27 protein-coding genes are annotated in these 23,466 nt (G+C 68.7%); 13 read left to right on the top strand and 14 right to left on the bottom strand.

What is annotated here, in order from left to right:
• Window positions 1-42 precede the first annotated feature (42 nt).
• Window positions 43-303, top strand: a complete 261-nt coding sequence (locus ACIBG5_RS13040) for a hypothetical protein (protein WP_131352892.1) — start codon at window positions 43-45, stop codon at window positions 301-303.
• A gap of 21 nt (window positions 304-324) precedes the next feature.
• Here ACIBG5_RS13040 and ACIBG5_RS13035 read toward each other — a convergent pair whose 3' ends face one another.
• Window positions 325-1,263, bottom strand: coding sequence for a GlxA family transcriptional regulator (locus ACIBG5_RS13035; protein ID WP_396391741.1), 939 nt, complete (start codon window positions 1,261-1,263; stop codon window positions 325-327).
• Window positions 1,264-1,344: 81 nt separating this feature from the next.
• On the opposite strand from ACIBG5_RS13035, the gene ACIBG5_RS13030 reads away from it, so the two are divergent.
• Window positions 1,345-2,118, top strand: a complete 774-nt coding sequence (locus ACIBG5_RS13030; RefSeq protein WP_396391740.1) for an MBL fold metallo-hydrolase — start codon at window positions 1,345-1,347, stop codon at window positions 2,116-2,118.
• Between the two features lie 181 nt (window positions 2,119-2,299).
• Here the strand turns inward: ACIBG5_RS13030 and ACIBG5_RS13025 are convergent, their stop codons facing one another.
• Window positions 2,300-2,458 carry a hypothetical protein gene (locus ACIBG5_RS13025; protein ID WP_396391739.1) on the bottom strand — a complete coding sequence of 53 codons (159 nt, stop codon included), beginning with the start codon at window positions 2,456-2,458 and terminating at the stop codon, window positions 2,300-2,302.
• A gap of 34 nt (window positions 2,459-2,492) precedes the next feature.
• On the bottom strand, window positions 2,493-3,356 hold the full coding sequence (locus ACIBG5_RS13020; protein WP_360451397.1) for an MOSC N-terminal beta barrel domain-containing protein: 864 nt from the start codon (window positions 3,354-3,356) through the stop codon (window positions 2,493-2,495).
• A 77-nt stretch (window positions 3,357-3,433) separates the two neighbouring features.
• Between ACIBG5_RS13020 and ACIBG5_RS13015 the strand changes: the two genes are divergently transcribed.
• Window positions 3,434-3,952: a helix-turn-helix transcriptional regulator gene (locus ACIBG5_RS13015; protein ID WP_396391738.1), complete on the top strand. Its 519-nt coding sequence runs from the start codon at window positions 3,434-3,436 to the stop codon at window positions 3,950-3,952.
• On the opposite strand, the gene ACIBG5_RS13010 is transcribed toward ACIBG5_RS13015, so the two are convergent.
• Complete coding sequence (locus tag ACIBG5_RS13010) at window positions 3,915-4,721, bottom strand: spermidine synthase (protein WP_396391737.1); 807 nt, start codon at window positions 4,719-4,721, stop codon at window positions 3,915-3,917. The genes ACIBG5_RS13015 and ACIBG5_RS13010 overlap by 38 nt on opposite strands.
• A 16-nt stretch (window positions 4,722-4,737) precedes the next feature.
• Complete coding sequence (locus tag ACIBG5_RS13005; protein WP_396391736.1) at window positions 4,738-5,880, bottom strand: glycerophosphodiester phosphodiesterase; 1,143 nt, start codon at window positions 5,878-5,880, stop codon at window positions 4,738-4,740.
• Between the two features lie 196 nt (window positions 5,881-6,076).
• Between ACIBG5_RS13005 and ACIBG5_RS13000 the strand changes: the two genes are divergently transcribed.
• Window positions 6,077-7,069, top strand: coding sequence for a malate dehydrogenase (locus tag ACIBG5_RS13000; protein ID WP_396391735.1), 993 nt, complete (start codon window positions 6,077-6,079; stop codon window positions 7,067-7,069).
• 66 nt (window positions 7,070-7,135) lie between these two features.
• On the opposite strand, the gene ACIBG5_RS12995 is transcribed toward ACIBG5_RS13000, so the two are convergent.
• Entirely contained in the window at window positions 7,136-7,846 is a 711-nt protein-coding gene (locus tag ACIBG5_RS12995) for a transporter substrate-binding domain-containing protein (RefSeq protein WP_396391734.1), read from the bottom strand.
• Window positions 7,847-7,856: 10 nt separating this feature from the next.
• Entirely contained in the window at window positions 7,857-8,294 is a 438-nt protein-coding gene (locus ACIBG5_RS12990) for a GNAT family N-acetyltransferase (protein ID WP_396391733.1), read from the bottom strand.
• A gap of 107 nt (window positions 8,295-8,401) precedes the next feature.
• Here ACIBG5_RS12990 and ACIBG5_RS12985 point away from each other — a divergent pair, with 107 nt between their 5' ends.
• Both ACIBG5_RS12985 and ACIBG5_RS12980 read left to right on the top strand, forming a co-directional pair.
• Window positions 8,402-9,673, top strand: coding sequence for a glycoside hydrolase family 18 protein (locus ACIBG5_RS12985; protein ID WP_396391732.1), 1,272 nt, complete (start codon window positions 8,402-8,404; stop codon window positions 9,671-9,673).
• Entirely contained in the window at window positions 9,674-10,309 is a 636-nt protein-coding gene (locus tag ACIBG5_RS12980) for a phosphotransferase (protein ID WP_396391731.1), read from the top strand. It abuts the gene before it with no gap.
• On the opposite strand, the gene ACIBG5_RS12975 is transcribed toward ACIBG5_RS12980, so the two are convergent.
• Window positions 10,276-11,232: a helix-turn-helix domain-containing protein gene (locus ACIBG5_RS12975; protein WP_396391730.1), complete on the bottom strand. Its 957-nt coding sequence runs from the start codon at window positions 11,230-11,232 to the stop codon at window positions 10,276-10,278. The two genes, ACIBG5_RS12980 and ACIBG5_RS12975, sit on opposite strands and share 34 nt — an antisense overlap.
• 71 nt (window positions 11,233-11,303) lie before the next feature.
• Between ACIBG5_RS12975 and ACIBG5_RS12970 the strand changes: the two genes are divergently transcribed.
• Window positions 11,304-11,615 carry a cupin domain-containing protein gene (locus ACIBG5_RS12970; RefSeq protein WP_396391728.1) on the top strand — a complete coding sequence of 104 codons (312 nt, stop codon included), beginning with the start codon at window positions 11,304-11,306 and terminating at the stop codon, window positions 11,613-11,615.
• Window positions 11,616-11,617: 2 nt separating this feature from the next.
• On the opposite strand, the gene ACIBG5_RS12965 is transcribed toward ACIBG5_RS12970, so the two are convergent.
• Together ACIBG5_RS12965 and ACIBG5_RS12960 are read right to left on the bottom strand one after the other, a co-directional pair.
• Window positions 11,618-12,517, bottom strand: a complete 900-nt coding sequence (locus ACIBG5_RS12965) for a hypothetical protein (protein WP_396391727.1) — start codon at window positions 12,515-12,517, stop codon at window positions 11,618-11,620.
• A 111-nt stretch (window positions 12,518-12,628) separates the two neighbouring features.
• The gene (locus ACIBG5_RS12960) at window positions 12,629-13,615 is read right to left on the bottom strand and encodes a pirin family protein (RefSeq protein WP_360451363.1); all 987 of its coding nucleotides are present in this window, start codon (window positions 13,613-13,615) and stop codon (window positions 12,629-12,631) included.
• 182 nt (window positions 13,616-13,797) lie between these two features.
• On the opposite strand from ACIBG5_RS12960, the gene ACIBG5_RS12955 reads away from it, so the two are divergent.
• The 5 genes from ACIBG5_RS12955 to ACIBG5_RS12935 all read left to right on the top strand — a co-directional run bounded on the left by ACIBG5_RS12955 (window position 13,798) and on the right by ACIBG5_RS12935 (window position 17,424).
• On the top strand, window positions 13,798-14,655 hold the full coding sequence (locus tag ACIBG5_RS12955) for a bifunctional methylenetetrahydrofolate dehydrogenase/methenyltetrahydrofolate cyclohydrolase (protein ID WP_396391726.1): 858 nt from the start codon (window positions 13,798-13,800) through the stop codon (window positions 14,653-14,655).
• Between the two features lie 37 nt (window positions 14,656-14,692).
• On the top strand, window positions 14,693-14,962 hold the full coding sequence (locus ACIBG5_RS12950; protein WP_396392040.1) for a DUF3017 domain-containing protein: 270 nt from the start codon (window positions 14,693-14,695) through the stop codon (window positions 14,960-14,962).
• 365 nt (window positions 14,963-15,327) lie between these two features.
• On the top strand, window positions 15,328-16,167 hold the full coding sequence (locus ACIBG5_RS12945) for a hypothetical protein (protein ID WP_396391725.1): 840 nt from the start codon (window positions 15,328-15,330) through the stop codon (window positions 16,165-16,167).
• Between the two features lie 6 nt (window positions 16,168-16,173).
• Window positions 16,174-16,935, top strand: coding sequence for a hypothetical protein (locus ACIBG5_RS12940; RefSeq protein WP_396391724.1), 762 nt, complete (start codon window positions 16,174-16,176; stop codon window positions 16,933-16,935).
• A gap of 12 nt (window positions 16,936-16,947) precedes the next feature.
• Entirely contained in the window at window positions 16,948-17,424 is a 477-nt protein-coding gene (locus ACIBG5_RS12935; protein ID WP_396391723.1) for a GNAT family N-acetyltransferase, read from the top strand.
• A 117-nt stretch (window positions 17,425-17,541) separates the two neighbouring features.
• Here the strand turns inward: ACIBG5_RS12935 and purH are convergent, their stop codons facing one another.
• The 3 genes from purH to ACIBG5_RS12920 are packed head-to-tail and all read right to left on the bottom strand — an operon-like array spanning window position 17,542 to window position 21,000.
• On the bottom strand, window positions 17,542-19,101 hold the full coding sequence (gene purH / locus ACIBG5_RS12930; protein ID WP_396391722.1) for a bifunctional phosphoribosylaminoimidazolecarboxamide formyltransferase/IMP cyclohydrolase: 1,560 nt from the start codon (window positions 19,099-19,101) through the stop codon (window positions 17,542-17,544).
• Window positions 19,098-19,730 carry a phosphoribosylglycinamide formyltransferase gene (purN, locus tag ACIBG5_RS12925; RefSeq protein WP_396391720.1) on the bottom strand — a complete coding sequence of 211 codons (633 nt, stop codon included), beginning with the start codon at window positions 19,728-19,730 and terminating at the stop codon, window positions 19,098-19,100. The genes purH and purN overlap by 4 nt, the downstream gene beginning before the upstream one ends.
• 10 nt (window positions 19,731-19,740) lie before the next feature.
• The gene (locus ACIBG5_RS12920; RefSeq protein WP_396391718.1) at window positions 19,741-21,000 is read right to left on the bottom strand and encodes a DUF6350 family protein; all 1,260 of its coding nucleotides are present in this window, start codon (window positions 20,998-21,000) and stop codon (window positions 19,741-19,743) included.
• A 175-nt stretch (window positions 21,001-21,175) separates the two neighbouring features.
• Between ACIBG5_RS12920 and ACIBG5_RS12915 the strand changes: the two genes are divergently transcribed.
• Window positions 21,176-22,507: a hypothetical protein gene (locus ACIBG5_RS12915; protein ID WP_396391717.1), complete on the top strand. Its 1,332-nt coding sequence runs from the start codon at window positions 21,176-21,178 to the stop codon at window positions 22,505-22,507.
• A 61-nt stretch (window positions 22,508-22,568) separates the two neighbouring features.
• Here the strand turns inward: ACIBG5_RS12915 and sucD are convergent, their stop codons facing one another.
• Window positions 22,569-23,459 (bottom strand): succinate--CoA ligase subunit alpha, encoded by an 891-nt coding sequence (sucD, locus tag ACIBG5_RS12910; RefSeq protein WP_396391716.1) that lies wholly within the window; start codon window positions 23,457-23,459, stop codon window positions 22,569-22,571.
• Window positions 23,460-23,466 lie beyond the last annotated feature (7 nt).

Below are 23,466 nucleotides of genomic sequence, written 5' to 3'. Positions count from 1 at the left end.
TGTAGGAACGACTCATGGTCCACCAACCCTGCGGGAGGCCGGATGTACGGGGAACGTGATGATCTGGACCCAGCCCGGCCCGCGCACTTCGGAATCCCGCCGGACGCGCTCGCGGACGAGCGCCCGGATCCGCGGCCCGAGGAAGCACGGCGGATGGGCCTGAGCCGGCACACCGAGGAAGGCGCCGTCCTCTACTTCGCCTCGTCGCTGGATCGCGACAAGCCCCGGCACCGGATGATCGCCTGGATCCTCCTCATCACCTTCGCCGCCCCCGCCCTCTACATGCTCCTCCTCATCCTCTGACCCTCCCCACCAAGAGCGGGGTCAGACGGCGAAGTCCTGGCGGTGGCGTTGGGGGGTTGTGCCGAGGATGGTGTGGAAGTGGTGGCGGAGGGCCGCGCTGCTGCCGAAGCCGCTGTCGGTCGCGATCCGTTCGACCGGGTGATCGGTGGTCTCGAGCAACAACCTGGCCCGGTCCAGCCGCTGCCGCAGTAGCCAGGCCTGCCCCGAGCTACCGGTCCGCGCGCGGAACTGCCGCGTGAAGGTACGCCGCGACAGCGCAACCGCACCCGCCCATTCATCCAGCGACAAAGGCTGATCCAGCCGAGCGCGAGCCCACAGCATCGCCCTCTCGATCACGTCATCGCCGGGATCCGGCGGCACCGGGACCGGGATGTACTGCGCCTGCGAACCACTGCGATGCGGCGCCACCACGATGCTCCGGGCCAACCGCTCGGCCAACTCGACACCGTGGTGGGTGCGCACCAGGTGCAGGCAGCAATCGAGCGACGCGGCCGTCCCAGCGGACGTCAGCAGATCTCCCAGATCCGACCACAGCACGTCGGCGCGCACCGTGATGCCCGGGTATCGCTCCTGCAGTCGATCCGCCCATCGCCAATGCGTCACGATCTCCCGGCCGTCCGCGATCCCGCTGGCGGCGACCAGGAACGCCCCGATGCACAGCCCGACCACAGTGGCACCGCGCGCATGCGCCCGCCGGATGGAGTCGAGCAGTACGGCGGACGGATCGCGGTCCGGATCCCAACTCGGCAGGATCACCACATCCGCCCGATCCATCACCTCGAGCCCGCACTCGACCGTGATCCCGAAGCCCGCGTTGGTCCGCAGCTGCCCCGGCTCCTCGGCGCAGACCAGTACGTCGTACTGACCCTGCGCACCCTGGCGGTCGCCGAGGACCAGGCAGGGCACGGACAGATGGAACGGGCTCATCCCGTTGTACGCGAGGACGGCGACTGTACGCATGGAACCAGTATGGCCCGATCTTCAGGAACTGTGGCTCGCGGGCCAATGGTGGACGGCGCCGCCGCGCCGGAAGATCGAGGTATGAAGATCACGCACATCGGCGGCCCGACCGCCCTGATCAGCCTTGGTGGGTTGAACCTGCTGACCGATCCCGCCTTCGACGAACCCCAGGATTACGAACTGCCGGGCGGGCGGGTGATGACCAAGCTGACCGGTCCGGCGGTGCCGGCCGCGGAGCTCGGGACGATCGATGCCGTCCTCCTGTCGCACGACCAGCACAAGGACAACCTGGACAACGCCGGCCGCGCGCTGCTGCCGTCGATCCCCGCGGTCCTGTCGACTCCGGGTGCGGCCACCCGGATCCCCGGCGTCCACGGTCTGGCGAACTGGGATTCGTACGACCTGCAGCGACCGGACGGCGGCGTGCTGACGGTGACCGGCGTACCCGCCTTGCACGGCCCTGAGGGCGCGGAGGCGGTCATGGGAGTCGTCACCGGCTTCGTGCTCAGCGGCGAAGGTCTGCCGACCGTCTACGTGTCAGGCGACAACGCCTCGGTGCATCTGGTGAAGCAGATCGCCGACCGCTTCGGCCCGTTCGACGTCGCCGTCCTCTTCGCCGGCGCAGCACGTACGGCGCTCCTGGACGGAGCACCCCTGACACTGACGACGGAGGCCGCGGTCGAGGCCGCGCACCTCCTCGACCCTGCGGTCATCGTCCCGGTCCACACCGAGGGCTGGGCGCACTTCTCCGAAGGCCCCGACAAGGTGACGGCGGCGTTCACGGCCGCGGGACTGAGCGACCGTCTGCGCGTCCTGGATCACGGCGTCGCGACGGCGCTAACCGACGGCGTGTGATCTCCAGAACGACGTCAGGTCGGTCGAACTGACGGCCTGCGCGGCAGCCTTGAAATCGGCCGGAGTGGACACCCCGAACCAATGGTCGCGCGCGTAGGTCGTCAGCAGCCGCGCCATCGCCGGCGCCCCACCCGCCGGTGTTGCCCCACAGCCGCAGGTAGATCTCGGCCATCGGATCCGTCTACGTGTTCGTGAAGGTGACGCTCTCCCGCCCGGACCACGTCCTGCCATCGGCGTTGCTGGTCAGCTCCACCTGGTACGACGGCGTCCGCGGAACCTCGGCAGTCGCCGGGACGAGCAACCATGCAGGTGCCAACAGCAACAACAGGATCCGGTGCACGACTCCCCCTCGCTGTCGGGTGGAGTCTCGGACGCTACCGCTCGGTCCGCGCCGGGTCCGCCCCGGCCGGGATCCATTCGTGTACCAAGATCTCATCACCCACGTGAAGGGTGCCCTCGGCAAGTACTGCGGCCTTCATGCCGAAGCTGACGCCGCCGCCGTAGTCGGGCTGACGCCGGTACGTCGCCAGCGTCCGGGTCGGCTCCGGCCCGCGCTTCTCGCCGGTCGCCTGGTCCACGGTCGGAACCGCGCACCGGATCGAGCGGGCCGAGTATCCGATCTCGACCGAGCCGGCCGACATCCGCAGCACCTTGTCCTCGGTGTGCGGTTCGGGCCAGCCGGCCACGACGACGTTCGGGCGGAAGCGGTTCATCGGGATCGCGTCGCCGCCGCGCTCGACGATCCGCTCGTTCAGGCCGTCGAGCGACGACAGCGAGGTGATCATCAGCGCGTGCGCGTCGCCGAACCCGGTCTGTCCCAGATGCACACCCCAGCCCGGCCGCTCGTGCTCGGGCGTGACCCGGACCAGCGCCGCCGGCCTGCCGAGCCGTTCGGTGAACCAGCTGTCCGCGGCCGGGTCCTGGACGACGCCCTGCCCAAACCACTTGCCGAACAGGCTGACGTCGCGCCGCTTGCCGTCGTACCGGACCTGGACCTCCACGTCCGGTACGCCGGGGCCGGACAACCTGAGCGCGTCACCGTCGCTGAGGATCTCGGCGCGCAGCGACGCCATCGCGGGCAGGCTGCGCTGGCTCAGGAACGTGCCGTCGGGCTCGACCAGCATGAAGTTCCGGTCGTGCCGGAGCCCGGTCGGCCCCACCTCGGCGTGCTCCACCGGCACACCGGACAGACCCTTCACCGGGTAGTAGGCCAGAGCGGCGACCTTCGCAACGGACATTGGCCAAGCCTACCTTGACTCCTGTCACTTGATCTGTTCATTCATGTTGGATTATGTTTGATCGCGAGGAGGTCGCAATGCAGGATGTGGAAGCCTTCGCCGCGGCACTGCAGCGGGTACGACGACATGCCGGGCTGACGTACCGCGAACTGGCCGAGCGAGCGCACTACTCACACGCGCACCTGGTTCGCGCGGCCGGCGGCAAGCAGCTGCCGACCTGGGAGGTGACGGCCGCGTTCCTGACCGGCTGTGGCGTCCCACCCGACCTCATGCCCGTGTGGCGGCGTCACTGGGAGACCGCGGGCCGCGATCCGCAGGACGTCCTCGGGCTGCTGCAGCTCGCCACCACGCTCGAAGACCTGGGCGGCGCTCTCGCCACGCTGGCCCGGCCACGATCGCTGCGGACTCTGGCTCGATTGACCGGCATCCCGCGCACCACCATTCAGGGGTGGCTGCAGGGCACGCGTCTGGCCGGTCGCGATCGACTCGACCACCTCGTGCGGGCGATCGGCGCGACGCCCGCCGAGCGGGCGGCGGTCGCGCAGGCCGTCGACCGGATCAGCTCCGGAAGGTCCCCGGCGGTGCCGGCGGCGTGACGAACCCTTCCGCGTCGACAAGCGGCGCCGCCTTCCCGGCCAGTTCGCTCAGCGGCATCACGTCGTACGGCGGCTGAGCCCGTCGGCCGGCCGCGGTCAGCTCGGGCACGGACTGTGGTGACGCGACCAGGATGACGTTGCCGAACCCCTTGCCACGCAGGACTTTCCGCTCGGCGAGGACGACGCCGTCGCCGAGCACCCCGCGGACGGTCGCCACGACCCGGCGGATGAACGGCAGGCCGGCCGAGCCGTCGATCAGGTTCGCGACCAGTACGCCGGTCGGCCGCAGCACCCGCGCACACTCGGTGAAGAACTCGCTGGTGACAAGGTTCGCCGGCACCGCCTCGCGTTCGAACGCGTCCAGGATCAGCAGGTCCATCGAATCGTCGTACAACTGGGTGATCCCGGCCCGGCCGGTGACGGCGCGCACCTTGATGCCGGAGCGCTTCGGCAGCGGCAGCGCCTCCCGGACGAACTCGGTCAGGTCCTCGTCGGGTTCGAGGACGATCTGCCGCGACCGTGCCCGGGTGCTCGCGACGTACCTCGGCAGGCTCAGCGCCGCCCCACCGATGTGGACGACCGCGACCGGCTGGCGCCGTGGCGCGACGGCGTCGATCACGTCGCCGATCCGGCGCATGTACTCGAACGACAGGTGGGTGGGGTCCGCAAGGTCGACCTGGGACTGCAGCGACCCGTCGACCCGCAGCACGAACGTCCCATCGGCGTCCGCCTCGACGGTCGCGGTCCCGGATCCGACCTTGCGTTCCACCCACCCATCTTTTCAGTTACCGGGCTTCCTTCTCCTGCGCCACCGCGATGTCGGTGTTGTCGGTGAACAGCCCGTCGATCCCGGCCTGGCGGTACGCCGCGATCTCGCCGAACAGATTGCCCGAGTCGGTGGCCACTGTGGAGCTGTCGAACTCGGCCGGCAGGAAGGTGTTCTCGACCCGGAAGGTGTACGGGTGGACGACGAGACCGGCGCGGTGCGCGTCCGCGACCAGGCTGGTCGGTTTGCCGAGCTTGCCGGCCGCGCCCAGCGGGATCAACTGGTCCTTCGACGGACCGAGCCCGTCGGCGTACGTCGCCACCTCACGCAGGCCGTCCCGGCTGACGACGTCGGCGTACGTGCGTTTGTCTCCCGCGGCGACGAAGTCGTACGGCGCCCCGGACGAACTGGTGAGCTGGACCAGCGGGACCCGCAACTGCTTGTGCAAGGCCTGGAGGTTGGACACCTCGAAGGACTGCACGAACACCTTGGCGTCCTTGCGGTTCAGGCCGTTGCGGTTCAGCATCTTGACCAACTCCGGCTCGAGCGGGAGGCCCTGCTGCTGGAAGTACGTCGGGTGCTTGGTCTCGGGGTAGATGCCGACCGGGCGGCCGAGCTCCTTGGACAGCCGGCGACTCAGGTCGATGACCTCCTGGAAGGTCGGGATCTGGTAGTGCCCGTTGAACACCGTGTTGTGCTGGCGGACGTCCGCAATCCGCTCCTTGGCCCGCAACGTCCGCAGCTCGGCGAGGGTGAAGTCCTCGGTGAACCAGCCGGTCACCGCGACGCCGTCGAGCAACTTGGTCTTCTTCCGGCCGACGAACTCCGGGTGCGCCGCGACGTCCGTCGTACCGCCGATCTCCGGCTCGTGCCGGGCGACGAGGACGCGATCCTTGGTCGTGACGAGGTCGGGCTCGATGTAGTCGGCGCCCATCCGGGCGGCCAGCTCGTACGACGCCAGCGTGTGCTCAGGGCGGTAGCCGGACGCACCCCGGTGCCCGACGATGACGAAATCGTCGTGGTGGTGGGCGGCCGACTGAGCCGCGGTGTCGGCCGCCGGAGCCGACTGCGGGACCGCTTGGGGCACCAGGACCGCGGCGGTCACCGCGAGCGCCGAGGCGGCGACAGGGACGAATCGGCGGGGCAGCACCGTTCGCTTCATGTGCTTCTCCTTACACGTCAGGAATTGGACACACCTTCAGGTCGGGGAGCTACATCGCGGGGGCCGCACCGAGGACGCCAGGTGTCGGGGTGGTGAAGACAGATGTGAGGAAGTCGGCGACGCCCCAGCGTTGGAGTGGGGCGCACGGCTTGCTAGCGTCCGAAGCACACAGTCAAATCAGTTCGAGGAGCGTGTCGTGAGCACTACACCGGTGAAGGTGGCCGTTACCGGAGCCGCCGGGAATATCGGCTACAGCCTGCTGTTCCGGATCGCGAGCGGCGCGCTGCTCGGGCCGGACACTCCGGTCGAGCTGCGGCTGCTGGAGATCACTCCGGCGCTGAAGGCGCTCGAGGGTGTGGTGATGGAGCTCGACGACTCGGCGTTCCCGACCCTGGCCGGCATCGAGATCGGCGACGACCCGAACGTCGTCTTCGACGGTGTCAACGTCGCGCTGCTGGTGGGCGCGCGACCGCGGACCAAGGGGATGGAGCGCGGTGACCTGCTGGAGGCCAACGGCGCGATCTTCACGGTCCAGGGCAAGGCCCTGAACGACCACGCCGCGGACGACATCCGGATCAGCGTGACCGGCAACCCGGCCAACACCAACGCGCTGATCGCGAAGAGCAACGCGCCGGACATCCCGGCCGAGCGGTTCTCGGCGCTGACCCGGCTGGACCACAACCGCGCGCTGGCCCAGCTGGCGAAGAAGGCCGGCGTCCACGTCACCGACCTGAAGAAGATGACGATCTGGGGCAACCACTCGGCGACCCAGTACCCGGACATCTTCCACGCGGAGGTGGCCGGCAAGAACGCGGCCGAGGTGGTCAACGACCAGACCTGGCTGGAGAGCGACTTCATCCCGACCGTGCAGAAGCGCGGCGCGGCGATCATCGAGGCCCGGGGCGCGTCCTCGGCGGCGTCGGCGGCGGCCGCCACCATCGACCACACCCGCGACTGGCTGCGCGGCTCGGCCGACGGCGACTGGTTGTCGATGGCGGTCGTGTCCGACGGTTCGTACGGCGTCCCCGAGGGCCTGATCTCCTCGTTCCCGGTGACCACCAAGGACGGCAACTGGGAGATCGTCCAGGGCCTGGAGATCAACGACTTCTCCCGCGCCCGGATCGACGCCAGCACCGCCGAGCTGGCCGAAGAGCGCGACGCGGTCCAGGCACTCAACCTGCTGGGCTGATCCTCCGCACGGACGAAGGCCCCCGGGTTTTCCCGGGGGCCTTCGTGCGTCATCGGGCACCGAGCGTCAGGCGGGCGGAGCGACCGAGGCGTCGGGCTGCCCGGACCGAAGGAGGGAGTCGGCAACGAATCCGTTCGCCTTGAGCTCCTCGACCAGGTCGTGGAGGAAGGCAACGGTCTCCGGACGGCGGTCCTTCGTGGTACCGACGGCCTGCCGGATCTCCATGAATCGGTGGTCGATCAGCCGCACCTCGGGGGTGGCGGCAACGAACCTGGCGATCGGCTGCCGGATCCCGGCCGCGGCCTCGAGGCCTTCGGCGAGGAACACGTCAACACCTTCGTTGCCGCGGACGACGGTTGCGTTCCGCAACTCCCGGGTGAGGTAGAGGTCGTACGCCGACCCCTGCTTCACGCCGATGCGGACCCCCGGGCTGTCCACCTCGTCGACGGTCGTGAGGGCAGAGTCTCGCGGTACGGCGAAGACGCCGTCGATGACGACGTACGGCGCGGTGAACGCGACCTCCGTGGCCCGCGCGGGATCGACGGCGAGAAAGCAGATGTCCGCCTGGCCGGTCGCCATCGCCTCGAACGACTTCCGCGCGGCGTCGAAACACACGAGCTCCACTGGTACCTCGAGCCGCCGCCCGATCTCCCGGGCGATGTCCACCGTGACCCCACCCGGCTGCTCGGGAGTCCCCTGTGCCAGCACCGGGTTGCCCAGGTTGATCGAAGCCCGCAACGCACCCGTAGGCGCCAGATCCACACGCACGTCCGTCATGCCGGCGACCCTACGTGAGGTCCTTGCGGAAGAAGACGCGGTGCCGGTCCTCGACGGTCTCGCGGCCGGTTTCGACGTACCCGTGGCGCGGGTAGTAGGCGAGGTTCTCGGTCATCGCGGCGTTGGTGTAGAGGGTGATCCGGTCGAAGCCGCGAGCCCTCGCCTCGGACTCGGTGAAGGCCAGCAGGGCGGCGCCGATGCCGCGGCCCTGGGCGTCGGGCGAGACGGCGAGCACGTCCAGCAGCAGCGAGTCCGGTTCGTCCTCCAGCACCACGAGGCCCGCGATCGGCTCTCCGGCCACCCAGACCTTCCCGGCCGCGATGGCCGCGCGGTAGTCCATCACCATCGGGATCGGGGCCACGCCCATCCGCGGGATGTAGCCCTCGAACGCGGTCTTCACAATCGTCGTGACCGCGTCCGCGTCGCCGTCCGTCGCGGGTCTGATCATCCGCGAATTCTAGGTCAGAGATTTTTTGGTAGAGACATTGTGTAAATCGTCGGAACAGTCCTACTGTGAGCGCACTTTGTCCCTCGAACCGCCAGGTGGGGAGTCGAATGAGACGTCGGAGTGTGGCGTTGCTGGTCGCGGCCGGGGTCGGGATGGCGGGCATTGCCGCCGTACCGGCCGAGGCGCACGACAGCAAGCGGGTGGTGGGCTACTACACCAACTGGAGCGGGTACGACCGGAACTTCCTGGTCAGCGATCTGGTCAAGAACGGGTCGGCCGCGCGGCTGACCCAGATCAACTACGCGTTCGGGTTCGTCGACGCTGCCGGGAACTGCCTGAGCAGCGACGCGTGGGCCGACTACCAGCGGCCGTTCAGCGCCGAGCAGAGCGTCGACGGCAAGGCCGACGAGCCGGGGCAGGTGCTCAACGGCAACCTCAACCAGTTCAGGAAACTCAAGAAGCAGTACCCGAAGCTGCGGATCAGCATCTCGCTCGGCGGCTGGACCGGCTCGAAGTACTTCTCCGACGCCGCACTCACGCCGGCCTCGCGGGCCGCGCATGTGAAGTCCTGTGTGGACATGTGGCTGAAGGGCAACCTGCCCGGCCTGCCCGCGGGTGCCGCCAAGGGTGTCTTCGACGGGATCGATCTCGACTGGGAGTGGCCCGGCAGCGAAGGCAACCCGGGCAACGTGATCCGGCCCGAGGACAAGCAGAACTTCACCGCCCTGGTCCACGAGTACCGCACGCAACTCGACCAGTTGTCCTGGCCGTTCAAGGGCCGCTACAACCTGACCGCGTTCCTGCCGGCGAATCCGGCGATGATCGACAACGGGTTCGAGGTCCGCAAGCTGTTCAAGGACCTGACCTTCGGTACGACGCAGGGGTACGACTACCACGGCCCGTGGGAGCAGCTGACGAACCAGCAGTCCGCGATCGACGGACCGACGGGTGACCCGACGACACCGGAGTTCAGCTCGCAGGTGACGATCGACGCCTATCTGGCCCGGGGCGCACCCCGGAGCCAACTGGTCATGGGCGTGCCGTTCTACTCCCACGGCTGGACCGGCGTGACCGATCAGAACCACGGTCTCTTCCAGCCCTCGACGGGCGCCGCACCGGGCACGTTCGAGCCCGGTACGGACGACTACCGCTATCTCAAGGCACAGCTGTCCAACTACACCGTCTACCGCGACAACAAGGCCGGTTTCGCCTGGATCTTCGACGGTACGACGTTCTGGACCTGGGACGACCCGGTGGAGATGAAGCGCAAGGCGCAGTACATCTCGAAGCGCGATCTGGGTGGCGCGATGATCTGGTCGCTCGACGGCGACACCGGAAATGGGGAGCTGATCTCGGCGTTGCACCGTAATCTTCGCTGAGTGGATCTGAACTCCCTCGTGGATCGGTTCGGCGCGGTCGGCGCCGAACCGATCCACCTCGGCAACTCCGAGGCTACGGTCGTACGACTCGACCGAGGCCGGGAACGCCTGTTCTACAAGGCAGGTCCGGGCAGCGACGACGAGGCCGACCGGTTGGCCTGGCTCGGCACGACCGGCTTCCCCTGTCCGACAGTCGTTGACCGAGGCAACAACTGGCTGCTGACCAGCGAGCTGCCCGGTCGGGACGCGTCCCAGCCGTGGCCGGCCCGCGACCGGCCGGCCGTCCTTACCGCGATCGCGGACGGCCTTCGTGCGCTGCATGAGCTGACCGACTGCCCGTTCCTGTCGCCGTTCCCGGGTGAGCGGGAGGTGGTCACCCACGGCGACTACGCGGCGCCGAACGTCTTCATCGACCCTGAGACGCTGCGCTTCACCGGCATCCTCGACCTCAGCCGGCTCGGCTCCGGTGACCGCTACGTCGACCTGGCGTTGATGTACAAGAGTCTGTCCGGCGAGCTCAATCCGCAGTATGGCGGTCCTCCCGCGGCTCGGCGTTTCGTCGAGGCGTACGGCGGCGAACCGGACGACCCACGGATCCGCTACTACATCGATCTCGACAACTCCGGGGACTTCTGAGCTCGGAAGGCCCGGCGGTAGGCACTGGGCGTCGTGCGGACGGCCGTGTGGAAGCGGCGGCGCAGGTTGGTTGCCGACGAAAGGCCGACGCGGGTCGCGATCGTCTCGATCGGGAGGTCGGTTTCCTCCAGCAAGGCACGGGTCCGGGCGATCCGTTGCGCCAGTAGCCACTGCCCCGGAGCGACTCCGAGCTCGACCGCGAAGCGTCGGGCGAGTGTCCGCGGTGACACGTTCAACTGCGCGGCCAGGTCGTCCACGGTGATCGGCTCGGCGAGTCGCTCGGTCGCCCAGTCCAGCAGGGCACCCAACGCATCGGGAGACTGTGGGCGGTCGTCGGTCCGGTACTGGACCTGGCCGCCCTCCCGGTGCGGCGGCATCACCATCGTCCGCGCGATCTGAGCGGCGTACGCGGCGCCGTGGTCGTTGCGGACGAGATGAAGACACAGATCGATCCCGGTGCCGGAGCCGGCGCTCGTCGCGATGTCACCGTGGTCGATGTAGAGCACGTCCGGATCCACCTGGACCGCAGGGAACTGCTGCTGCAGTACGTCGCATTGCCGCCAATGCGTGGTGATGCGGCGACCGTCGAGCAGACCGGTCGCCGCCAACGCGAACGCACCCGAGCAGATGCTCACCAGCCTGGCACCACGTCGATGGGCCCGCCGCAAGGCGCGCAGCACCGCGTCGGACGGCATCCGGCCGACCGGCAGCCAGCCCGGAACGACGATCGTGTCGGCCCGGTCCAGCGCCCGCAACCCGGACGTCACCAGCAGGTCGAACCCTCCCAGCGTCCGGACCGCGCCAGGCCGCTCGGCACACACGCTGAACCGGTACCGGTCGTTGCCGAACACCACGGCCGCGCAGCCCAGCTCGAAGCTCCCCTGCGGTGCGGACACCAGCGCGACGACCCGATGCGGACTCATGACAGAAAAGTACCTGAACGAGACTATCCAGACACTGGGGATATCTCTGTGGATATCTCAGGATCGTAGGTATGCAGAACTACGAGTGGGCGTCGGCCGACGACGCGCCGGTCCGTGAACTGTTCCCCGGAATCACCCTGCGATCGTTGTGGACCAACGGCGTCGCCTCGGCGCACGTGCTCCGGATGGACCCAGGCTCCTGCTGGGAGGGCATCGACGTACACGACCCGGGACCGGAGGAGGTCTACGTCGTCGATGGTGTGTTCAACGACGGGACCCGCGACTACCCAGCCGGTTCGTTCATCCACGCCCCGGCCGGGTCGTCCCATGTGCCGCAGTCGGAAAAGGGCTGCACCCTGTTCCTGTTCTACCCGGAGGGCTGACCTCAGGGCTTGTTGATCTGCACCACGTCGAAGTCGGTGCCTGCTGGTGCTCCCGGCCCGAACGGCGGTGGGAAGCCGAGATCGAAGCGGGCGTTCACGAGCGCGAGCCGGTCGCCGGACTTGGCCACGGTGGTGGGGATGCGGAACAGCTTGCTGGTGAAGGTCTCGGTGATCCGGCCACTGGTCAGGTCCCCACTGAGCCTGATCTTGACCAGCCGCTCAGCGAAGTTCTCCACCACCCACAGCGTCCGGCCGTCGAGCAGGATCCCGTCTGGTGTACCGGGGGTGATGGTGCCGCCGGTGATCGCGATCGTCCGGCTGGCACCGGTCCGCGGGTTCACCAGGTACAGCTCGCCGCGGGACGAGTGCCCGAGGATCAGCCACTTCCCGCTCCGGGGCGCGTCGATCCCGTTCAGATTGGGGAACACCCCCATCACGGCGGCAGGCCCACTGAGCGGAATCGTCTGCGGCGTGCCGATCCGGCCGTGGTGGCCGATCGGCACCTTGTAGATCACTGGAGCGAACGTGTCGGTGAAGTATGCCGCGTGCTCGGTCACCGTGACGTCGTTGATCAGGCTGTCGCCGGTGGCGAGCACCAGATCCTTGACCGTCGAGCCGCTGCGGGTGCTGTACACGTACGCATGTCCGGTCGCGCCGCCGGCCACCCACAGCCGTTTCGCGTCTCGTTCGACCTTCATCCCGGAGGCCGAGCGGCCCGGCGGCGCGTCAACGAAGATCGCACCCTTGCCGGTCCGCAGGCTGCCCCGGAAGATGTCACCCGTGGTGAGCGATCCGGCGTAGAACGTTGCCCCGGGCCCGGTGGCGATGCCCTCCGGCTGGAAGTCCTTCGGCAACGGGATCGAGGCCGGGAAGGGTGCGCCGGCGGCGACGGTCAGTGCCACCGCGGACACAATCAGCGCAAGTTTCCGGAAACGCGACATGATGCCCCCTGAAATCCCCGTTTCCCCTTCATTTGAAGGTAGAACCGGGGTTTCAGGTTGTCCAGGGCAACGCTACTCGGTACTGCGCAGTTCGGTCGGAGCGCCGTGCACGGCGGGGATCGAGCCGAGCTTGCCGGCCTGGAAGTCCTCGAAGGCCTGGACGACCTCGGCGCGGGTGTTCATCACGAACGGCCCGGCCATCGCGATCGGCTCGCGGATCGGGCGGCCGCCGATGATCAGGACGTCCAGGTTCGGCTCCGCCTGCGGCTGCGTCGTACTCGCCGCGGTGCGGATCGTGTCACCTGGGCCGAAGACCGCCAACTGGCCCTTGCGGAACGGGCGGTGCTCGGCGCCGACCGTTCCTTGACCGGCCAGCACGTAGACGAGCGCGTTGTAGTCCGGCTGCCACGGCAGCACCAGTTCGGCGCCCGGGCTCACGGTCGCGTGGACCAACGTGATCGGTGTGTGGGTCGAGCCAGGACCGTCATGGCCGTCGACCGAGCCCGCGATCACCCGGATCAGCGCGCCGCCGTCCTCCGTGGACAGCAGGGCAGCGTCACCGCCGCGGATGTCCTGGTAGCGCGGGGGCGCCCACTTCTGCACCTTCGGCAGGTTCACCCACAGCTGGATGCCATGGAACAAGCCGCCGCTCAGCACCAGATGCTCCGGCGGCGTCTCGATGTGCAGCAGCCCGCTGCCCGCGGTCATCCACTGGGTGTCGCCGTTCGAGATGACACCGCCGCCGCCGTTGGAGTCCTGGTGCTCCATGATCCCGTCGAGCATGTAGGTGACGGTTTCGAAGCCTCGGTGCGGGTGCCACGGCGTACCCTTCGGCTCGCCCGGCGCGTACTCGACCTCACCCATCTGGTCCATGTGGATGAACGGGTCCAGGTCGCGGAGGTCCACGCCGGCGAACGCACGCCGTACCGGGAATCCCTCCCCCTCGAAGCCGCTCGGCGCGGACGTCACCGACTTCACCGCCCGCTCGTGCGCGACGGCCGGATCCGGCTGGTGGACGCGGGGCAGCACAGTGATGTCGCTGACGGTCACGGCGGGCATGGTGGTCTCCTCGCTGCTCAGTAGTTCAAGAATAAACTATCTGGCTGAACCGCGGCAAGGCCTGGTGGATTCCCGGACCGCCACGCCATCACAATCACGTGGCGCGGCGGGGCGCGCACGTGAGCTCGGCGCTGGGTGGCAGTTGTGATGGCCTGGCGGTCCGCATGGCAGACTCCTGCTTTGTGACGGCGCAGATTCTGGACGGCAAGGCCACCGCGGCGGCGATCAAGGACGAGCTGAAGGTCCGGGTCGCGAAGCTGGCCGAGCAGGGCGTGGTGCCCGGGCTCGGCACGATCCTGGTCGGGGACGACCCGGGCAGCCGGGCGTACGTGGCCGGCAAGCACCGCGACTGTGCGGCGGTCGGGATCGCGTCGATCCAGGTCGAACTGCCGGACACCGCGACCCAGGAAGAGATCGCCGCGAAGGTCCGCGAGCTGAACGAGAACCCGGACTGCACCGGCTTCATCGTCCAGCTCCCGCTGCCCAAGCACGTCGACACGAACACGATCCTCGGCCTGATCGACCCGGCCAAGGACGCCGACGGCCTGCACCCGGTCAGCCTCGGCAAGCTCGTCCTCGGCCAGGATGGCCCGCTGCCGTGCACCCCGAAGGGCTGTGTCGAGCTCCTCCGCCGGTACGACGTTCCGATCGCGGGCGCGCACGTGGTCGTCATCGGCCGGGGCGTGACCGCCGGCCGCCCGATGGGTCTGCTGTTCACCCGCCGGAGCGAGAACGCCACCGTGACCCAGTGTCACACCGGCACCACCGACCTGGCGTCCGTCGTACGCACCGGCGACATCGTGATCGCCGCCGCCGGGTCGGCCGGGCTGATCACCGCGGACATGGTGAAGCCGGGCGCCGTCCTGCTGGACGTCGGCACCAGCCGCAACGCCGAGGGCAAGATCGTCGGCGACATCGAGGCCGCCGCCCGCGAGCAGGCTTCGTGGATCGCGCCGATGCCGGGCGGGATCGGCCCGATGACCCGGGCGATGCTGCTGACCAACGTGGTCGAGGCCGCCGAAGCGAGCCTGGCGCAGTGACCCGGCCGGGACAGAACGAGAAGAGCGTGACGTGCTGATGGCAGGCGAGGCTCAGCGCAGCAGCGAATGGCCGTTGGTGCTCTCGCTCCTGGTCGCCGCGACCGGCCTGGTCATCCTCACCTTCTACGACTGGCGCAACGGCGTACTGATCTTCGCCGGCAGCGTCGTCCTGGCCGGCCTGCTCCGCGCCACCCTCTCCGACACGGCCGCCGGCCTCCTCCACGTCCGCGGCCGCATGTTCGACACCGCCTTCCTGATCGCCGCCGGCGCCGCCATCGCCGCCCTGGGCCTCATCGTCCCCAACTGAAGGGTTTGCCGGCGCGCGCCCCACGCATAGCAGAGGTGCCACCTTCCACCTGCACTACCCGAATCCCCAACGGTGCAAAGGGTTCTGGCGGCCACCGGCACCTTGGGCGCATAAGACTCAGTTGCCGCCGTCAACAACCGCCCGAAACGGAAATCGCCAGTGCGACGCGGGCGCAGCCAACGCCGCACCGAGCAATTGCTTGAAGTCGTCGGGTCCGGGAGGACTCATCCCGGCCAGCCTTCCGAGCTCCTCGCAGGTCGCAAAGAGATATCGCCCTGCGGCGGACTGTGGACAATGTCGTAACTGCGTGTCACCATCACGGCATCGTTCGGGGGATCGATTTCATCAGGGGGCGGGGGGCCGCGATGACTGCACAGGTGAAGTTGTCGGCTGAAGGTGGCGGTTCGGCCGCGGAGACGACAGAGTCCGGTCAGATGATCCTGCAGGTCCCGTCCGGGACCGAGGTCACGCTGACTGCCGGCGTGGATCCTGTCGATCCAGCCAATCCAGCGAGGTTCGAGTGGAACCGTGACGGCGCGGCCCTGGCGGCCGGAACACCCAACCCGTACGTCTTCAGCGCGGCCGAAGACTCCTGGGGCGAGTATCAGGTGATTGCCACGGTCAACGGCTCCACACTCACCTCGGCAGCGGTCAGTCTGACGGAGCGTGCCGCCGAGGAGCAGCCGAAACCTGACAACACGGTGGCGGAGGTCGCGCCCGGTGAGTACGACCCGAAGTTCGCGCTGATCAGCGGCATCGCGGCAGGTCTGGCCGCCGTCCTGACAGGCGGCCTGCTGGTGTACCTGCTGCTCGACATAGACCTTCCGGGGACGATCTCGATCGTCGGGGACAACCAGCAGGTCACCGGCACCTGGGCGCAGCGGTTCTCCGGGATACTGGCTCTCGTCCTGGTGGTGATCGGCGCGATCCTCATCTTCGGCGGCCTCTGGCTGGCGGCGCTGGAGACCCGTGGACGTCTCCGTGCACAGCAGGCCATCGCCGAGCGTGGCGCTCTCGACGGCGTCGCCGAGGTCCTCGACAAGGCCAAGGGCCTGCGCGGCACGATCGCGGTGCTGGCCGCGGGTGTCGCGATTCTCGTCGTCGCTTCGGGCATCGCGATCCGGCTGGCCGGTGCCGAGTCCGGCGCGGATCCGCAGGTCAATCCGTCGGCGCCCGCCACCCCGTCCGCCTCGCCGACCGGCTGAGTCGTCATGCCGAAGGCGGTCGTGGTCCTCATCGGCGTACCCGCGCCGCAGGCCTTCAGGTACGACGGCGACCGGTATTCCTTCGCGTCGTTGCAGGGTGTGCTGAACGACATCGCCTGGTACAGGGGGTTCCTGCCCGGTGTGATCCCTGCGCAGTCCCTGACCGTTCGCGAATGGGTGACGGAGTACGACACCAGGGTCGCCGTCATCAAGGACCGGCTCACCAGCGTCGTCAGCCAACTGCAACCCGACGACTTGATGATCCTCGTTCTCTGCGGTCACGGGTTCCAGGTCCGTGACCGCGACCCGATCCCGGAACAGGATCTGAAGGACGAGGTCTTCGCGTGCTCGGACGGCCCGCTGCTGGACGACTTCTTCCAGGAACTCTGGTCGAAATGCCCGACCGGTGCGCGCATCGTCTCGGTCGCGGACACCTGTGGATCGGACACGCTGGTCCTCGGATTGGCCCGCCCCGAGCCGCTGTTCTACCAGGTGCTCACCGGCGCCGGCCCGTCCCGGCTGGCGGTCTCCGCATCCCTGAGCGCGGAGACGGCCCAGGAAACCGGTCCCGCACACCAACGACGCGGCTTGCTCAGCCGTGCCCTGGAACAAACGTGGGACCCACGACCCGAAACCACGTACCGCTCGTGGTTCATGGCCGCAACGAAACGCGTCAGCAACCAGAACAGCCGTCAACACCCGACCCTGAGGTATCTGGGCCCCGAACCTGGGTTGGCCCTGGTCGACTCCCAGCCATTCCAGGTGTAGCAGACTGACGCCGTGACCGTTCAGATCCGTGCAGCCACAGCCGAGGACGCACCGCGGGTCGTCGAGATCTATGTCGACTCCTGGAACGCAGGCTTCACCGGCCTGATGCCACCGATCGAGGCCGACGACGCCAGGATCCAACGCTGGGCAACCGATCTGGCCAACGACCGCACCAGTTGGTGGGTCGCCGAAGCCGACGGCTCCATCGCTGGGCTGGTCGGCATCGGGCCCAGCCGCGATCCGGTCGATCCCCAGCTGGGCGAGCTCGACACGATCGCCGTCGACCCGGCCCACTGGCGCACCGGCCTCGGCACCAACCTCATGCACACCGCACTCGACGCGCTCGCGGCCTACCAGCAAGCCGTCCTGTGGACTCTCGCCAACTACCCCCAGGGCCAACGCTTCTACGAATCAACAGTTTGGTACGCCGACGGCACCACCCGCGCCGACGGCCACCAAGTGATGTTCCGCCACGACCTCAACAGGTAAGGCAAGAGCGCACCAGCAGCGGGTGTCTCGGACAGGAAGTGGGGTCCGGCGACAGGTTATTTCCTGTCCCCGGACCCCACTTGGTGTCCGCGGTCTGAAGCCGTCAGCTGCCTGGGCTCAGTGGAAGAAGTGGCGGGTTCCGGTGAAGTACATGGTGATGCCGGCCTTCTCCGCGGCTTCGATGGCGGCTTCGTCGCGGATGGAGCCGCCGGGCTGGACTACGGCTTTGACGCCACCCTCGATCAGGACCTCTAGTCCGTCAGGGAAGGGGAAGAAGGCGTCGGAGGCAGCCACGGAGCCGGCGGCGCGCTCACCCGCGCGGGAGACGGCGAGGCGGCAGGAGTCGACGCGGTTGACCTGGCCCATGCCGACACCGACCGAGGCGCCGTCGGAGGCGAGCAGGATCGCGTTGGACTTGACCGCGCGGCACGCCTTCCACGCAAACGCAAGGTCGGCCAGCACCTCGGGCGAGGCCGGGGAACCGGCCGCCAGCGTCCACGCGGACGGATCGTCGCCAGGAGCCTGGAAGCGATCGACATGCTGCATCAGCAACCCACCGCTGACCCCGCGCATCTCAACCGCATCGCCGTCGGTCGGTGCGGCCGCGACCAGCAGCCGGATGTTCTTCTTACCCTGAAGGATCTCGACAGCGCCGTCCTCATAGGCCGGCGCGACCAGCACCTCGGTGAAGATCTCCGCGACCTGCTTGGCCAGGTCCACCGAGACGGGCCGGTTGGTCGCGATCACACCGCCGTACGCCGAGACTGGGTCGCACTCGTGGGCGCGACGGTGTGCCTCGGCGATGTCCTTGCCGACCGCGATGCCGCACGGGTTCGCGTGCTTGATGATCGCGACGGCCGGCTCACTGAAGTCATACGCGGTACGCCGGGCCGCGTCGGCATCGACGTAGTTGTTGTACGACATCTCCTTGCCGTGCAACTGCTCCGCAGACGCGAGACCGCCACGACCGTTGGTGTACAGCGCCGCGGGCTGATGCGGGTTCTCGCCGTACCGCAGTACCGCCGCCTTCTCCCAGGTCGCACCGGCCCAGGCCGGGAACCCGCTGCCGTCGGACGTGTCGGTGAGCGCACTGCCCATCCAGGAAGCGACGGCCACGTCGTACGACGCCGTGTGCACAAAGGCGTCCACGGCCAGCCGCTGCCGCTCCTCCAGGCTGAATCCACCGGCGGCCAACGCCGCAACGATCTCCGGGTAGCGGGATGGCGAGACGACGACGGCGACGTTGGCGTGGTTCTTGGCCGCACCGCGGACCATCGACGGGCCGCCGATGTCGATCTGCTCGATGCACTCGTCCGTCGACGCACCGGACGCAACGGTCTCGGTGAACGGGTACAGGTTGCTCACCAGCAGGTCGAACGGCTCGACCCGCATCTCTGCCAACTGCTCGACGTGCTCGTTCTTGCGTACGTCGGCGAGCAGCCCCGCGTGCACCTTCGGGTGCAGCGTCTTGACCCGCCCGTCCAGGCACTCCGGGAACCCGGTCAGCTCCTCGACCTTGGTCACCGGTACGCCGGCCGCCGCGATCCGGGCCGCGGTGGAACCGGTCGACACCAGCTGGACGCCGGCCGCGGACAGTGCTGTCGCGAGCTCCTCCAGACCGGTCTTGTCGTAGACGCTGATCAGCGCCCGGCGGATCGGCCTGCGGTCGGTGCTCACTTCAGTCGAACCTTTCGTCCGGTGATGGTCCAGCCCTCGCGGACCAGCCGGCCGACCCACTCCACCAACTGGCGGCGCTCGACCTCCTTGATCCGCTCGGTCAGGGTGTCTTCGGTGTCGTCGTCCTCGACCGGCACGACGACCTGCGCGATGATCGGCCCGGTGTCGACGCCGCCGTCCACGAAGAACAGCGTCGCGCCGGCCACCTTCACGCCGTACTCGAGCGCGTCCCGCGGCCCGTGGATGCCGGGGAACGCGGGCAGCAGCGCGTTGTGGGTGTTGATGTACCGGTCGCCGAACGCGGCCAGGAAGTCGTCGCCGACCAGCTTCAGGAAGCCGGCGGACACGACCAGATCAGGCTTGTGCTCGGACACCGACGTGGTCAGCGCCCGGTCCCACTCGACCCGCTCGGCGTAGTCCTTGACCTTGTGCACGAACGTCGGCACACCGGCGGTCGCGGCCCGGTCCAGCCCGGCGATCCCGTCCCGGTCGGCGCCGACGCCGACGACGCGAGCGCCGTACGCAGGGTCGGCGCAGGCGTCCAGCAGGGCCTGCAGATTCGATCCCGATCCGGACACCAGCACGACGAGGCGTGCAGGTTCAGGAGTAGGCGCAACCGGGTCTGTCACGCCGCAAACCTTATCCCGCGGTGTCCGCCGCAACGTCAGCCGGTCGGCGGGAGGCGATCACCGCGGCGGTGATCGACGCCCCGATCGCCATCCCGGCAGCCAGTACGCCAGCGGCCGGCAACGCGGCTGGGATCCCCACGGCCGACATCCGCCCGGGGCCGGCCGAGCCGCCCGACAACGCCATCAGCAGGTAGAGCATCACGCCCGCGATCAGAGCCGCGATACCACCGCGGAGCGCGAACGCGTCCCACCCGAGTGCATCCGCCTCCTCATCGACCAGACCACGCCGCACCACGACCAGCCCTGCCACCACACCAGCGACCAGCGGGACCAGAGCGGTCAATGCGAGCAGGTACGTCGGTGTTGCGCCATCTTCAGGTACTGCAGCCAGCAGCGGCAGCGCTGGCAGATTGCCGACATCCACCCCGGTCGGGGCGATCGTCGTACCCACGCCCAGCTGGAAGCCGGGTCCGGCCAGGAACGAGACGACGTACAGGATCATGTTCGGCACCAGCATCAGGCAGATGGCGAACAGCACGACCGACCCGATCACACCGGCGTCCAGCAGCTCGAGCATCCCGGTGATGCGGGAGAAATGGATCGCGAGCAGTACGCCGTACAGCGTCGATGCGATCGCGATCACGGTCAGGACCGCGGCCGCCGCGGCCGGCACGGTGTCGCGGAGACCGATCGGTGTCGCGTCGGCGATGTCCGCCGCCGCACCGGACTCGACCAGTATGCCGAGGGTCCCGGCGACGAACGCGATCGTCCCGGCACCGAGGAACGCCGCCAGCGGGTGCACCTTCAGCGACCCGTCCGCTGTGAGCAGCGCCACGATGAGCCCGCCCAGGCCGTAGACGACGGCGAAGACTCCGGACAGCAGGATCAGGTCCCCGGTCCGGTCGGCCGCGCTGTTCCTGGCGGCGGACTTGCCACCGCGGTACAGGCACCAGGCGAAGAACAACGTCAGACCGAGCGGTGCGATCGTGAGGGAACCACTGCCGAGCGTCACACCGGCCTTGTGCGCGACCAGCCAGGCGGATGCGCCGGCGCGGAGAGCCCCGGAGGCGCCGCCGAAGGTCGCGGCCAGCCAGCCGATCACGGCCACCGCCGCACAGGTGAGCAGACCGGTCAGCAGGCAGGCTCCGGCCGAGAGCGCCGCCGACAGGACTACCGGCTTGGTCGGGGCGACGACGTCGGACGGGGCGGGCCCGGGCGTCTGGTGTGGTCCGCCGTCACGGGCGCCCGGGCGGCTCAACATGTCGGTCATCTGACTCCCATCGTCACCCTGCCGCGAGACGCCACTCGTTCTGACACGCCGGATATGGAAGACTTCGGCGCGCTTGCTCACGCTCGGTTCACCCCCTCTGGCCGGCGGGTAGCTGACTGTGGGCGACCGGGATCCACCCGGTACTGTCGGGTGGAATCAGTCAGGAGGTCGAGCTTTGGCCGGTTCCCACCGCGCACCGCGCGGCGGCGGTCGTGCCGCTGTCCGGGAGGCGCGCCGGCAGAAGGCGCGTAAGCGGAACCAGACGATCGCGGCCGGTATCGCGGTCGTTCTGCTGGTCGGAGGCGGCGGTGTCGCCGCCCTGAACGCGTTCGGCGGCGACAACTCACCCGGCGCGAACGCCAGCGGCGCCTCCGACGACAAGTCCGCCGACTCGAAGGTGCTGACCGACGACAAGGCCCTGCTCGACGGCGCCACCGCGAAGCCCCTGGGCGCGACCGGGGCCTGGACGATCACCAAGACCGCCGACGGCAGCACCGCGCCGGACCGGGCGTTCGCCTGCCAGTCCCAGCGGTTCGCCGACCCGGCAGGACTGCGCACCTGGGTCCGCACGTTCCAGAACGCGGCCACCAAGCAGACCGCGGTCCAGTACGTCGAGGTCTCGAACGACGCGGCCGCGGCCGGCAAGGCGTACAACTCGATCGTCGGCTGGCTCGGCCAGTGCAACTCCGAGAAGCAGACCCGGCTGTCCGCCAGCTACCTGACCACAGGCGTCGGTGAACGCGGCTGGATCGCCGTGTTCGGGCAGCCTTCGGGCACCAAGACGAAGTACAAGACCATCGCCGTCTCGGTGGCCGGTCAGGCGACCATGGTGCTGGAGCACGACACGATCGCCGGGACGCCGCCACCGCCGAACGCCGTACTGGCCACGGCGGCCGCGGCCGCGAAGCGGATCTGCGCGCAGTCCGGCGGCTGCAGCAAGGCGGCACCGCTGGCGAAGCCGAGTCTGCTGCCGAGCACCGAGGCCCCGGGGTTCATGGCGCCGGTCGACCTGCCGGTGCTGTCCGAGATCGACAAGCCGTGGGTGAGCACCCCGGCGAAGACCGGCCCCGGCACCCAGTGCGAGAACTTCGATCCGAAGAAGGCGAAGGCGACCAAGTACGGCTCCCAGACGTACCTCACGCCGGATGCGAAGGTGCCGACGGAGTTCGGCCTGGACGACACGGTGGCCAAGTTCGCGACCGCGAAGGCTGCGAGCACCTTCGCCGCCCAGATCCGCAAGAACGTCGACGGCTGCGGGAAGACCGTCTCGAACGCGAAGGTGGACTCGACCGGCGAGATCGCGACCAGCGTGATGAAGGGCGAGACCTGGGAAGCGTCGTTCGACACCGGTGACGGGAAGAAGTTCACCTACCGGATCGGTGTCGCGGCCTCCGGAAATCGCGTGGTCTACCTGCTCTTCCCGGTCCTGAAGGGCCTCGACGTCACCGACAGCGGCTTCCGGGACACGCTGATCCGCGCGACCGAGCGCTCCGCCGCCTACAAGTAACCCTGCAACAGCAACGGGACCCGCGGCCGAAGCCGCAGGTCCCGCTTGCTACTGCTGATGCCTACTTGGTCAGGCCCTGCATGATCTCGCGCATCAGGTTGGCGGTCTCGGTCGGCGTCTTGCCGACCTTCACGCCGACGGCCTCGAGGGCCTCCTGCTTCGCGGCCGCCGTACCCGAGGATCCGGACACGATCGCACCGGCATGGCCCATCGTCTTGCCCTCCGGCGCGGTGAAGCCCGCGACGTAGCCGACCACCGGCTTGGTCACGTTCGCCTTGATGAACGCGGCCGCCCGCTCCTCGGCGTCACCACCGATCTCACCGATCATCACGATCGCGTCGGTGTCCGGGTCCTCCTGGAACGCCTGCAGCGCGTCGATGTGCGTCGTCCCGATGATCGGGTCACCACCGATACCGATCGCGGTGGAGAACCCGAAGTCCCGCAGTTCGTACATCATCTGGTACGTCAGCGTGCCCGACTTCGACACCAGACCGATCCGGCCCGCACCCGCGATGTCGGCCGGGATGATGCCGGCGTTCGCCTGGCCCGGCGTGATGATGCCGGGGCAGTTCGGGCCGATGATCCGGGTGGTGCCGGACGCCTGCGCGGCGGCGAAGAACGCGGCGGTGTCGTGCACCGGCACGCCCTCGGTGATCACCACGACCAGCGGTACGGCGGCCTCGACGGCCTCCAGCACCGCGTCCTTGGAGAACTTCGGCGGCACGAAGATGACGGACACGTCGGCGCCGGTCTCCTTGACGGCGTCCGCAACGGTCCCGAAGACCGGGACCGACTTGCCGTCAAAGTCCTGGCTCTGGCCCGCCTTGCGCGGGTTCACGCCGCCGACGATGTTGGTGCCCGAGGCAAGCATCCGGGTGGTGTGCTTGGTGCCTTCCGAGCCGGTCATGCCCTGGACGATGACCTTGCTGTCCTTGGTCAGGAAGATAGACATGTTCAGC

It is taken from the genome of Kribbella sp. NPDC050241, assembly GCF_044459685.1.
Taxonomy (GTDB): Bacteria; Actinomycetota; Actinomycetes; order Propionibacteriales; family Kribbellaceae; genus Kribbella.
Note: the sequence above shows the minus strand (reverse complement) of the source record. Positions and strands in the feature narration are given on the sequence as shown.